General features: G+C 48.8%; 13 protein-coding genes. 7 read left to right on the top strand and 6 right to left on the bottom strand.

Annotated elements, in window-relative coordinates; all coding sequences use genetic code 11:
* Positions 1–55 precede the first annotated feature (55 nt).
* The 3 genes from rnpA to mtaB all read right to left on the bottom strand — a co-directional run bounded on the left by rnpA (position 56) and on the right by mtaB (position 1992).
* Positions 56–388 (bottom strand): ribonuclease P protein component, encoded by a 333-nt coding sequence (gene rnpA, locus Pelsub_RS07225; RefSeq protein WP_158675026.1) that lies wholly within the window; start codon positions 386–388, stop codon positions 56–58.
* A gap of 50 nt (positions 389–438) precedes the next feature.
* Entirely contained in the window at positions 439–609 is a 171-nt protein-coding gene (gene rpmH, locus Pelsub_RS07220; protein WP_116224397.1) for a 50S ribosomal protein L34, read from the bottom strand.
* 108 nt (positions 610–717) lie between these two features.
* A complete protein-coding gene (gene mtaB, locus Pelsub_RS07215) occupies positions 718–1992 on the bottom strand; it encodes a tRNA (N(6)-L-threonylcarbamoyladenosine(37)-C(2))-methylthiotransferase MtaB (RefSeq protein WP_116224398.1) in 1275 nt (424 codons plus the stop codon).
* A gap of 327 nt (positions 1993–2319) precedes the next feature.
* Here mtaB and Pelsub_RS07210 point away from each other — a divergent pair, with 327 nt between their 5' ends.
* Entirely contained in the window at positions 2320–2532 is a 213-nt protein-coding gene (locus Pelsub_RS07210; RefSeq protein ID WP_116224399.1) for a cold-shock protein, read from the top strand.
* Between the two features lie 55 nt (positions 2533–2587).
* On the opposite strand, the gene Pelsub_RS07205 is transcribed toward Pelsub_RS07210, so the two are convergent.
* Positions 2588–3235, bottom strand: a complete 648-nt coding sequence (locus Pelsub_RS07205) for a YdcF family protein (protein WP_116224400.1) — start codon at positions 3233–3235, stop codon at positions 2588–2590.
* 21 nt (positions 3236–3256) lie between these two features.
* Positions 3257–4405, bottom strand: a complete 1149-nt coding sequence (locus Pelsub_RS07200) for a MalY/PatB family protein (RefSeq protein ID WP_116224401.1) — start codon at positions 4403–4405, stop codon at positions 3257–3259.
* A gap of 85 nt (positions 4406–4490) precedes the next feature.
* Here Pelsub_RS07200 and Pelsub_RS07195 point away from each other — a divergent pair, with 85 nt between their 5' ends.
* The 6 genes from Pelsub_RS07195 (at position 4491) to Pelsub_RS07170 (ending at position 11887) form a co-directional block, all read left to right on the top strand.
* On the top strand, positions 4491–5387 hold the full coding sequence (locus tag Pelsub_RS07195) for a class I SAM-dependent methyltransferase (protein ID WP_116224402.1): 897 nt from the start codon (positions 4491–4493) through the stop codon (positions 5385–5387).
* A gap of 14 nt (positions 5388–5401) precedes the next feature.
* The gene (locus Pelsub_RS07190) at positions 5402–6316 is read left to right on the top strand and encodes a DUF1028 domain-containing protein (protein ID WP_116224403.1); all 915 of its coding nucleotides are present in this window, start codon (positions 5402–5404) and stop codon (positions 6314–6316) included.
* Between the two features lie 13 nt (positions 6317–6329).
* Positions 6330–7151, top strand: a complete 822-nt coding sequence (locus Pelsub_RS07185; protein ID WP_116224404.1) for a polyphosphate kinase 2 family protein — start codon at positions 6330–6332, stop codon at positions 7149–7151.
* A gap of 169 nt (positions 7152–7320) precedes the next feature.
* On the top strand, positions 7321–10005 hold the full coding sequence (locus tag Pelsub_RS07180) for a LuxR C-terminal-related transcriptional regulator (RefSeq protein ID WP_116224405.1): 2685 nt from the start codon (positions 7321–7323) through the stop codon (positions 10003–10005).
* Between the two features lie 94 nt (positions 10006–10099).
* Positions 10100–10369: a hypothetical protein gene (locus Pelsub_RS07175; protein WP_116224406.1), complete on the top strand. Its 270-nt coding sequence runs from the start codon at positions 10100–10102 to the stop codon at positions 10367–10369.
* An 18-nt stretch (positions 10370–10387) separates the two neighbouring features.
* Positions 10388–11887: a radical SAM/SPASM domain-containing protein gene (locus tag Pelsub_RS07170; RefSeq protein ID WP_116224407.1), complete on the top strand. Its 1500-nt coding sequence runs from the start codon at positions 10388–10390 to the stop codon at positions 11885–11887.
* A gap of 158 nt (positions 11888–12045) precedes the next feature.
* On the opposite strand, the gene Pelsub_RS07165 is transcribed toward Pelsub_RS07170, so the two are convergent.
* Positions 12046–12507 (bottom strand): c-type cytochrome domain-containing protein, encoded by a 462-nt coding sequence (locus Pelsub_RS07165; RefSeq protein WP_158675025.1) that lies wholly within the window; start codon positions 12505–12507, stop codon positions 12046–12048.
* Positions 12508–12581 lie beyond the last annotated feature (74 nt).

The raw sequence follows: 12581 nt of genomic DNA, 5'->3' as shown, positions 1-12581 counted from the left end.
TTAATGCAGGTTCATTAGGGTATTCGTTATCAGCTAGCATGAAATTTTTTATGTTTTATATAACACCGGCTTGTCCAAGCAGGTGTTTGACTGCAATTAATATTTCCGAATAATCCGCATCTACAATAGCACTGCGGGAATAGAAAATTAAATCCCATCCCGGTTTTATTTCAGGCCACAGCTCATCGACCCCGGCCCAAATGCGGCGCCGAACGCGATTGCGAACAACAGCGTTGCCAACTTTCTTGCTTGCAACCACTGCTGTACGGGATATGTCCAGTTCATTTTGCGCGTATACCAAAATTAATAGGCGGTGATAAACTGTCTGATTTTTACTCTTTACCCGTTGAATATCTCGTGCATGGGTAAGATGAAATTTTCGCTTCACACATCCTGCTGTTTTGTTATTAAATTGCAGATTATTCTATAACCGCTTACTTACCAGCGGGTATTTTTTGTATGATTATTGCGCTTGACCGTTAACTGGTAACGACCTTTTGCGCGGCGCCGCTTTAATACAGTTTGACCATCCGCTGTTGACATACGGTTGCGAAATCCATGTACTCTTACACGACGTTTTACTCTGGGTTGATAAGTCCGTTTTGGCATTTCTTAATTACCTCAATCACCTTGTTAAAATAGCTCGCAAATTATACCATACTGATTTCCTGGATAATTTTGCAATAGTTGTCAGACAAATAACTTGTCTATTTTACATCATTTTTCTGGTTTTATAACTCCTGTTATCTCTTGTCCCCTTACCTTGCGAAGCACCACATCGGAGAACTGATTATGCAGATCCTGTTCGGATTGTGTATTGACGCGTAAATATGTGTCTGTTAATCCTTCCATCTTCCAGCTCGTTCCAGCTTCAACCGCCTTTTCCCATAATACGGATTCTGTCCTGCCGATGAATTTATTTCGATAGGCCGCCGAAGCCAGATTGAAAACTGTCCGCATGGATTGGCTGCGGATCTTCTTTTCTGCGGCGCCGACGCGGTCAGGCAGCTTTTCGGCGGCGGTACCCGGCCGCAGCGAATAGCTGAATACATGCCCGCCGGCGAATTGCATGGATTCCACGAATGCCAGGCTTTCCTGAAAGTCCGCCTCGGTCTCTCCGGGAAAGCCGACCATGATATCCGTTGTCAGGGCTACCTCAGGCACCACTGCCCGAATTTTTTCCACCAGAATGCAGAAGTCCGCAGGGGTGTTGCGGCGTCCCATACGCTTCAGCGTCCGCTCGGCCCCGGATTGCAGGGGTAAGTGTAAATGCCTGCAAAAACCGGGCAGCCGGAGTATTTCAAGGAAGTCATTGGAAATGTCCCAGGGTTCCAGAGAAGAGAGGCGCAGCCGAGCAGGCGCAAATTCACGGATGATTCCTTCTATTAATGATGTCAGTCGCGGTGAGCCTTCCAGATCCCGGCCCCAGGCACCCAGGTTTACGCCGGTCAGAACTATTTCTTTCACGTCTCCCTCAATTGCGGAGCGGATATCCTCATAAATATCGGCTTGCGTCTGTGAGCGGGAGCTGCCGCGCGCCAGGCGGGTCAGGCAGAAAGTGCACAGGTTATCACAGCCGTCCTGTACTTTAATGAAAGCGCGCGTGCGGTGCTGTTTGCCGGGCAGCGCCAACCGCGGGATGAAAACACCGCCCCCCGGGCTCCCGCCCAGAACGCTGTCGATAATTTCATCCTTTTCAAAATTGTTGAAGTTTACCGACACACCGGGGATTGCCAATAGCTCCTTAGGCGCGATGGTGGCATAGCAGCCGGTGGTAACAATGCGTGCGGTGCTCTGTCGCGCGGCCTGGCGAATTTTTTTGCGTGAATCCGCGCTGGCAGCCAGGGTCACCGCGCAGGTATTGATAATGACCACATCCGCCTGAGCGGCTTCCGGGACAACTTCGTGCCCATTCAGACGCGCCTGTGCGGCCATGCGTTCAATCTCGCTTTGGTTCAAGCGGCAGCCGATTGTGTAAAAATATACTTTCATGGATGAGCAACATCTTTCGATTTACTAAATTCTTCAGGAAACAACGGATTCACCTATGTCTTTTTATAAAAAAATGAACCCGACCGTATTAATTATTTTGAAGAATTATACCTGTGGATTATTCTCACTGAATGGACATGCAAAATATCGTTCTAATTTATATAAATGTATAGTTTTTCATATCCAATTTATGCCCTTAAATCTTGACAGCCATTTTTAATGGTGATAATCTTTTGCTATCGGCGCAGGATTTCTGCATAACAACTTGCATAGCTGCTTGGAGAACCTGCGAGAAATATTTAAGTTAGAAAATATGGAGTAAAAGAAATGTCAGAACGTCTTACGGGAACCGTAAAATGGTTTAGCCCCTCCAAGGGCTACGGATTTATTGGCCGTGAGGATGGTGAAGATGTGTTTGTGCACTTCTCCTCAATCCAGATGGACGGATACCGGGTCCTCAAGCAAGGACAGGTAGTTGAGTTTTCGGTGGAGGAAGGACCAAAAGGACTTCAAGCGGCTGAAGTCACGCCCGTATCATAAATATTGCTCTGACTTCAGTAAATTTAAAGAGGACTGCTATGCAGTCCTTTTTTTTTTATTCCGAAACACCAAATTTCATGGAAATAAGTTTGGCATATTCCAGCAGGGTAAATTGCCAGCCCTTTACACTGGTAAACCAGGTGCGGGAGTTGTACCAGGAAGAGCGCACCGGATGCATGATCACATCAATGCCGGTTTCATCGAAAACCTGGTTAAAGACTAACTTGGAGCGGCGAGTATGGTACGGGTCGGTCACCACAATCGCGCTACGAAATTGACGGTTCCGCATCAGGTCACGGATGGCCACTGCTTCATCTACCGTGGTGTTGACGGTCAGGTCGGTGATCATGATATTACCGCTGGGGATTCCGTTATTTATCAGTTGGATACGCATGTCGAAACTGTTGAGATATTCATAGCCTTCGGTTTGCTCACCAGTTTCCGTCAATACGATGATCTTGGCGTAGTCCTCTTTATAAAGGCTCAAAGCTTCGTTCATGCGGCTGTCCGTTCCGCCGCTTAAAACCACAATCACATCGGCCGGCTGCAATTCATCCGCGTATATCAGATATGCGCCGGCGGCCCGCAGCAGGATATAAGCCCCGGCAACCAGTGCAACAATGAGCAGCAGCAAGCCTATACCGCTGCCGACGATGCGAAGACAACCCCCCATGCATGAATTCTTTTTTTCTTTTTCAGACATGAGATTACCTATTCTATTTTATTAATGAAGCGCCGCAGCCATTCTCTCCAATGCTTCCTGCAATGTCGCGCGCGGGCAGCCGAAATTCAAACGCACAAAGTTATTTCCCTGTTTCCCGAAAGTTTTTCCATCGTTAAGCGCCACTTTCGCTTTCTCCAGGAAAAAATGATAAGCGTCGGGTTCAAGCTTTAATGACCTGCAATCCAGCCAGGCCAGGTAGGTTCCCTGCGGTTGAAAGCATTTTATTTCCGGCAATTCTGCCCGGATGAAATCCAGCAAGTAGTCGCGATTCCCTTCCAGGTAAACCAGCAGCTTTTCCAACCACGCATCGCATTCGGTAAACGCCGCTTTGGCGGCCGCATTAGCCAGGATTTCCGCATGACCGGTCATGCCGGATGCGGCTTTCTTCATCTGTTTGCGACTCTCCTCATTCGAGATAACCGCAAAAGAGAAATTCAACCCGGGGATGTTAAAGGTCTTGCTGGCTGCCATTAACGTGATGGTGTTGGCTGCCAGATCATCGGAAAGGGACGCGATGGAAATGTGTTCATGACCGGGATAGACTAAATCGCAATGGATTTCATCCGCGCAAATGGTGATGCCATAGCGCAGACAAATCTCGCCCATCCTTTCCAGTTCGGCACGGGTATAAACACGGCCAACCGGATTGTGCGGGTTGCACAAAATGAATACACCCACACCCGCCGCGGCCTGCTTTTCAAATTCATCGAAATCAATTTGATAGCCGTCTTCCGCGCAAATTAAGGGTGCTTCCACCAAATCGGTATCGGTGTTTTTGGCCACCTGAAAAAATGGCGGGTACACCGGAGGTTGGATTAGCAGCTTCTTTCCTTCTTTTTTAAAGGCGTTAGTCACCCAGTTCATCCCGGACACTACACCGGTCATTAACATAATTTGGTCCGGGGTAACCGTCCAATGATGGCGGCGCCCCACCCAATCGCAAATTGCTTTTAATAATTCTTCATCCGGACCTTCGTACCCAAAAACGTGATGATCGATGCGCTGCTGCAGGGCAGCGACAATCGGTTGAGGCGCTTCAAAGTCCATATCCGCTACCCACAACGGCAAAACGTCTTCCGGGTAAAGGTCCCACTTAATGCTGTTGGTATATTTTCGGTCGATGAGTTGTTCAAAGTTGTTTGTATTCATGGCTATTTATGGCAAAATTATACCCTTCGAAGAATTTGGTTATATCACAACTACTGTAGTGTATGATTAACAAAAAATAGGAATTATGGCACATAACAATAAACAAGAACCCCTCCATGCTACCACAGCTGGCTGGAAAGATTATGAGATTTTGGACAGCGGTAACGCGCAAAAATTAGAGCGCTTTGGCGCGTTGAAATTAACGCGCTTTGAGCCCCAGGCAATCTGGAAACCCGCGCTGCCATTATCCGAATGGCAAAACACGGACGCTGTCTTCCGCCTTGAAAAAGGCAAGCAGTCCGGCGAATGGCAATTCAAGCAGGACTTCCCGAAAGAATGGACCATAGATCTGAGCGGGCTGATCGTCGAGCTGCGCATCCATAACTCCCGCCATATTGGCATCTTCCCCGAGCAGCTGCCCGGCTGGTTGTGGATTGAGGAACAAATTCGATCCGCACAATCCAGCCCAAAGGTATTAAATCTGTTTGGTTACACGGGTGTCGCGTCATTATTTGCCGCCCGGGCCGGCGCGGAAGTCACTCACGTGGATGCCTCGCGCGCGTCTGTCAAGTGGGCGCAGCAAAACCAACAGCTTTCCGGCCTGGCGGAAAAACCAATCCGCTGGATCGTGGACGATGCCTTCAAATTCGTGGAACGGGAAGTGCGGCGCGGCAACCGTTACGATGGAATCCTGCTGGACCCGCCGCGTTTCGGCCGCGGGCCCAAGGGTGAAGTGTGGAAATTCGAGAAAACCGTCCAGGAACTGTTGCAGGCCTGCCGGAATATTCTCTCCCCGCAGCCACTGTTCTTTTATCTGACCGCGTACGATGTTCAGAACGAACCTTTTGAACTCTACCGTTGGGTGAACGATGCCCTGCGCGCTTTTAAAGGTCAGACGGAATACGGCTGGATGGTACAGCAGGAAAAATCAGCCGGGCGCAAAATCAACCAATCCATGTTTGTACGCTGGCGGCGGAATTAATTTTCAGGTGTGAAATGGCTTTTCTACATACCTACTCAATTGTTGCCAGAGATGAGAAAACCGGCCAGTTAGGCGTGGCGGTGCAGTCGCACTGGTTTGCGGTCGGTTCGCTGTGCCCCTGGGTGGAAGCCGGCGTGGGCGCCATTGCCACCCAATCCATGACTGAACCTGCTTACGGGCCGCGCGGATTGGAAGCGTTGCGCAGCGGCAAACCCGCCCGCCAGGTACTGGAGGAACTGCTGGCTATAGATGAAGGCCGTGAATTGCGCCAGGTCGCCATCGTAGACGCCCAAGGTCAAATCGCGGTGCACACCGGTGGGCGCTGCATCAGCGCCGCCGGGCACCAGACCGGTGAGGGCTTTTCCGTACAGGCTAACATGATGCTGAACGCAAGCGTTTGGCCGGCCATGGCCGCGGCGTTCGAGCAAGCACAGGGTGACCTGAGCCTGCGCATGCTGGCTGCCCTGCAGGCCGCGCAAACCGCCGGCGGCGACATCCGCGGGCAGCAAAGCGCCTGCATGTTGATTGCCGACAGCATTAAAAGCGACCAACCCTTGGAACATTTGCTGGTTGATGTGCGCGTGGATGATTCCGCGCAGCCGCTTGTGGAACTGGAACGGCTGCTCAATATCCAGCGCGCTTACAACCTGATGAATCAGGGCGATGCACTGTTGGCTGAGGATGAAATAAAGGGCGCTCTGGAAAAATACGGCCAGGCGGCTGCACTGGCTCCGGACATTGACGAGCTTCCCTTCTGGCAGGCTGTCACGCTGGCGGACATGGGAAAAGTCGAGGAAGCCCTGCCCATTTTCGCGCAGGTTTTCAAGCAAAACCCGAATTGGGCCGAGTTGGTACAGCGCCTACCGGCCAGTGAATTGCTGCGCGACGACCCGCTAATGATGCAGCGCATTCTATCCATGAAAGAGTAAAGGAGAGGTGAAGATGAACGTAAAAGAGTATCTGGCAAGTTCCAGCAATCAAATCGTGCTGAGCCACTTCGACGCGGATGACCAATCGCTGGCACCCGAAGGGAAAAAAGAATCGAAAAAAGAGCTGAAATCCCTGCGCAAGCAATTGGTTAAATTGCAGCAAGTTTTATACGCGGAAAGCAAACATAAAGTCCTGATTATTTTGCAGGCCATGGACAGCGGCGGCAAAGACGGTACCATTCGCGCCATCTTCGATGGGGTTAATCCGCAGGGTGTAAAAGTTGCCTCTTTCAAAGTCCCCACCCCGTTGGAAAACGCTCACGATTATCTGTGGCGAATCCACCAAAAAGTCCCTGCCAACGGAGAAATTGTCATCTTCAACCGTTCGCAATACGAGGACGTGCTGGTTGTACGCGTGCACGAACTGGATCCCGAAAAGGTTTGGAAAAAACGCTATGAAGAGATCAATAAATTCGAGAGAATGCTGGCTAATGAAGGTACAACTATCCTGAAATTTTTCTTATTCATCAGCAAGGAAGAACAAAAGAAACGCTTTATTGAACGGCTGGAAAATCCCGAAAAGCAATGGAAATTCAATCCCGGTGATATTGAAGAAAGAAAATACTGGGATGCGTATATGGAAGCTTATCAGGACGTCATCGATAAAACCAGTAAACCCTACGCTCCCTGGTACGTCATCCCGGCTAATCACAACTGGTACCGCGACCTGGTCATCTCCCATATCATTGTGAAGCAACTCAAGAGCCTGAAAATGGATTACCCTGAACCGGTCGAAAATATCCACCAATATCTGGATCCGCTCCAGAATTCCTAGTCTGAATTCTCAATAATCGCATGGTTTAAAAAGAAGAGAAGTGGTGTTTGTCACTTCTCTTCTTTTCTTTAATCCAAATTACTATAGTAAATTTTATAAATTCCCTATTAAATAGATTCACATTTTAGCAAATATGCTACACTTGCCCTAAGTGTCACACGGTGTGGATATGAACACGAACGCGAACCTTCTTCAAACAAAGTTCTTCTACCCCAAGCTTCCAGATCGGGCAATTCGCCGCTGGCGGTTGACCGCCGCGTTGGAAGAGAACCTCAAAAACCGCATCACGCTGATTTCCGCCCCGGCAGGATTTGGAAAGACCAGCCTGCTGGCCGATTGGATCCAGGAATACGCACATCAACCGGCCTGGCTCACCCTGGATGAAAGCGATAATGACCCCATGCATTTCCTGGACTATGTGGTGCAGGCATTGCTCAAATATCCCTCTGAGGAACTGAAATCCGAAATCAACGAGCATTTGCTGTCCACAAAATTCGGCCCAATGCAGCGTCTGGATATTCTGCTCAATTGCCTATGCGAAGCCAACGCGCAGGTCATCCTGGTTCTGGACGACTACCAGCACATCCATTTATCTGCCGTTCATGATACGTTGAATTACATCATCGAAAATCTGCCACCAAACGTTCACCTGATCCTGGCAACGCGCTGTGACCCGCCCCTCAACCTGGCCAATTGGCGCGCAAAAGCATTCCTGTACGAGATCCGCCAATCAGACTTGTGCTTTACGGATGCGGAAGCCTCTGCGTTTTTCAGCCACAGCCTGCCTTTTGAGCTTGAGCGCTCGGAACTGAACGCACTCAATGCGAAGATTGAAGGCTGGGCAGCCGGCATGCAACTGGCTGTCAACGCCATGAGCAAACAGAAGAATAAACGGGATCTGGAACAGTTCATTGAGTCCTTCAAGGGCACCAACCGTTATGTTCTGGAATATTTGATGGAAGAGGTCATCAAAAACCAGCCCGCTGAAATCATCGAGATGCTTTTTTACACATCCCTTTTGGACCGTTTCTGCGCTCCATTGTGCGACTTTGTTCTGCAGCGCAGCGACAGCCGAAAGATCATTGATTACCTGGAGCGTAATAATCTTTTTATCATCTCATTGGACGACAATGATGAGTGGTATCGCTATCACCGACTTTTTACCGACCTGCTGCAAAGCCAATTTGCCAACCAGGATGCGGAAAAGGTAATTGATTTCCACCGGGCAGCCAGCCTCTGGTTCGAACGAAACGGCCATTACGCGGAAGCTATTGACCAACGTTTCCTGGCAGGCGATACTGATCAGGCGGCCCTCCTGATACAAGACCAGGGGATAGAAGTACTTAAGCGCAGTGAATTCTTTACTTTCGCGCGCTGGATTGAACGTCTTCCGGAAAGCTTCTTATACGCGAATCCCAAATTGTGTGCCTACTACGCTATTGCTATGATCCTTGAGGGACGGCCCTACAATGAAACTCAGAAGATCCTGCACATTATGGAAAATCTGAAAGATGAGAATGAATTCGACCACTCCATCGTTCAGGTGCTGATTTCCCTAATCCAGGGTAATTTTCTGGAAGCAATCCGCATGATCGGAACGATCAAAGCTTTACCCGAACATGAAGATGAGATCCTGCAGGGGTTAATTGAAATCGTCCAATCCCTGATCTACGAAGGCAACCTTGAGAGCATGCTTCACCAGTTGGAAGAAACCCATGAAAAAGCCCAAACCAGCGGCAACCTGGCTATCGCAATCACATCGTTGAGCTTTATGGGAGATATTTACAAAACTCAGGGAAGGCTAAACAAAGCCTGGGATATCTTCCAACACGCCCTTGACCTGGCTTATATCGGCGAAGAAGCGTACGTCTCAGCCGGCAGCACGGCGTTTATTGGATTAGGTGAAATTTTGTATAAGTGGAATAGGCTGCCCGAAGCGGAAGAAGCTTTGAAAACGAGCTTGAGCCTCTCCAAAGATTGGGAGATCTTGCATTTTTTCAGCGGTTTGACCTCGCTGGCTCGGGTGCAAGTAGCCCAAAATAAATTTAAGGACGCCCAAAATTCCATGCGAAAGGCAGAGGAATTGGCCGAACGTTTTGACACCACGGAATTGGACGATTTTGTGGTGGGCTGCCGTATCATTCAATTGAAGATCCTGATGGGTCAGGAAATATCCAACAGCGACCTGAAACATTTAGAGCAGTCGCCAATTTCCGCAACCGATCAATCAGGCAATTCCCTCTTGCTTTCCAAATTATTCCTGATGGACATTCAGGAATACACCTACGCTTGGGCATTGCTGCGCAAGAACAATTACGAAAAAGCGATAATCCACACAAAAGAGTTGTTAGCTCGCGCCGAACACACTCATTTGGATGACTTCATCATTCAATACGATGTGCTTTTAGCGGTCGCATACCATAAACTGAACCAGCATCGGGAAGCCCTTAAATACCTGGGGGTCGCTTTGCGCAAAGCAAAAAAGGAAAACCAGATCCGTGTGTTCCTGGAACAGGGACCGGATATCATCAATCTGCTCTATGACGCAATCGAAAATCACATCGAGGAAATATTCGCGGGCAGTCTGCTGGCGCTTTTCCCGCAGATGGAAATAAAAGCCCAGAAAAACAAATTGCAGGAAGTAAACGGTGAGATTATAGAAGCGTTAACCGCACGAGAAGCGGAGATCATCCAATTGATCGCGCAAGGCCTTTCCAATCAGGAAATTGCCTACAGACTGCATCTCTCGATTTCCACCATAAAAGTTCACATCTATAACATCTTTCGAAAACTGAATGTGCATAACCGCACCCAAGCAGTTGCCAAAGCCCAAACCCTCAGTATCATCTCCTAATTTTTTCAATCTAATACTCGAATAATACTTTCGCTTGTTGTTGCCCTTGTCCTACAAAGGTATCGTTAGGGCAATTCATTACAGCGGTGAAATAGTGTCCAAGAAGAGTGACGTTTATCAAATCTGTGTCCAGGGTTATCTCAAAGCGAACTGGGCCGAATGGTTACAGTCGGTCCAGGTAAGGCACAAACGCAACGGTGTCACAATTTTGACCGGGCAGGTCATCGATCAATCCGCTTTACAGGGACTGCTGGATTACCTGTTTGATATGGGAATCACAATCCTATCCCTTAAACGGTTGGACACTCACCCCAAAATGGATTTTCTACATCATTCTTTATTTCATTCAATTTATTTAGCTTAGTGCGAGGAAAGAGGAAACATGGCACAAAATAATAAACTTTTCAGAATGGGTGTTAATTATGTCGGTAATCATGGACAATCCATTGCAAATAACCGCATCGCCCGAAGGATGATTCTTAACCAGGCTTTTAAGACTGCTGAAAATGGCTATCGCAACAACCTTAGAACCAAAAAATTCCCGGTCGGTGTCTGTGAAGATCGCTATGAGATGAACAAAGCAATTATCTATACAGCGGAACGGATCCTGACCGGTGACCACCCCATCAACGATACATTCATCAAGAAGTTAGCCGACATCATGGTCAACAACATTGCCATGGACGGTGGTTATGTCAGCGCCCAGCAAGCATTCGTTGAACGGCACGGACAACGCCCGCCCGGTTTCATTGTGGTCAGCCCGACCAAATCCTGCAACTTATATTGCACCGGCTGCTATGCCAACTCCGGTAAAGCCACCGAAAAACTGAGCTGGGACGTCTTTGACCGCATCCTGACCGAGGCTAAAGATATTTTCGGCAACCTATTCATTGTTGTCAGCGGTGGAGAGCCTTTTACCTATAAAGACCAGGGTAAAACGTTATTGGATATGGTCGAAAAGCACAATGATATGTTCTTCATGTCCTACACCAACAGCACCCTGATTGATGACGCCACCGCGAAACGCCTGGCTGAGCTGGGCAACTTTTCCCCCGCAATTTCCGTGGAAGGCTGGCGCGACCGTACCGATGAACGGCGCGGTAAAGGTACATACGATAAGATTCTGGCTGCCATGGCCAGCCTGCGCAAATACGGCGTGCCGTTCGGCATCTCGCTGACAGCCACAAAATACAACTGCGAGGAAATCCTCTCCGATGAATTCATGGATTATTTCTTCATGGATCAGGGTGCGGCTTACGGTTGGATATTCCACTATATGCCAATTGGCCGTTCCTATACATTGGACCTGATGCCTACTATCGAACAAAGGCTGTGGATGTGGCAGCGCTCGTGGGAATTGGTACGCGAGAAGCACATCTTCCTGCCCGATTTCTGGAACCATGGTACGTTGGTTGATGGCTGCATTGCCAGCGGCCGCAGCAACGGTGGAGGGTACGTCTATATCAACTGGGATGGCAAGGTCATGCCCTGTGTATTTGTACCTTACTCGCCCACCAACATCAATACGGTTTACGCCGAAGGCAAAGATTTGAACGACGTTTATGAAGAAGCTTTCTTTAAAGACATCCGCAAATGGCAAGCCGGTTACCGCAACAAAAACGGCAACGGCAAACACGGCAACCTGTTGGCACCATGTTTCATCCGCGACCATCACGACGTAATGCGCGAGATCGTTGCCAAGAATGAACCTGATCCGGAAAACCCGCCAGCTGAGGAAGCCCTGCTGGACAAGGAATATATGCAGGGCATGATCGACTATGGAAAATCTTACCAGGAGCTTTCCGCCAAAGTCTGGGACGAAAAATATATCAAAAATTATGATTACGACAAGGCGCTGGCTGAACTGGACGCTAAGAAATAGGATTAATCTCTCCCCTTCAAATGCTGGGCATTTTCCAAACTGCTTCTTTGATGCCCAGCAGTAATACAAAAGGAAGCCGAGTACTCGGCTTCCTTTTTATTTTACTTTTCGAAGGACGGCATCCGGTTAGGATTAGCCATCCGATTGATTTGGCAATATTAGTTATTCAATGCGCCTTGCGCAATCCAGTCATAAATCGTCTGGATCATTGCATCCGGGAGTGGGGCTTCTGGAGGAGGCGGCATCCGTTTAACACCATCACCGGTTATGGCCTTGTAAAGCATGCTGTTCTCCGGGTCACCCGGTACAACGTAATTCATAATATCGTCATAGTTCTCCAGGAAAACACCGCCTTTTCCGCCGTGCGCTTTGACCACATATTGCTCAAATATCGGCCAGACGTCCTGGCTGAAGCTTACGGTAGCTTCTGCTGGAGCATCCGCCGAAGCGGAATCCGTCGCAACGGCCGCCTGATCGCTTGCCGTGGTTGCGGTCGCTTCCGTTATTGCGGGGGCAGCGGTCGCATCTGTTTGAGCCGGTGCGGTGGTGGGAGCGGATGATGAACAGGCAGCTACAACAAGCGCCGCCAGTACTATTGCCAAAATTGATTTCGTTTTCATGTTTATCTCCAAATTTTTCATTATGATAACCAAGAATACTCTACCAATATATATGACAAACCTAAAACTAATAT

Source organism: Pelolinea submarina (assembly GCF_003966975.1).
GTDB lineage: Bacteria > Chloroflexota > Anaerolineae > Anaerolineales > Anaerolineaceae > Pelolinea > Pelolinea submarina.
Note: the sequence above shows the minus strand (reverse complement) of the source record. Positions and strands in the feature narration are given on the sequence as shown.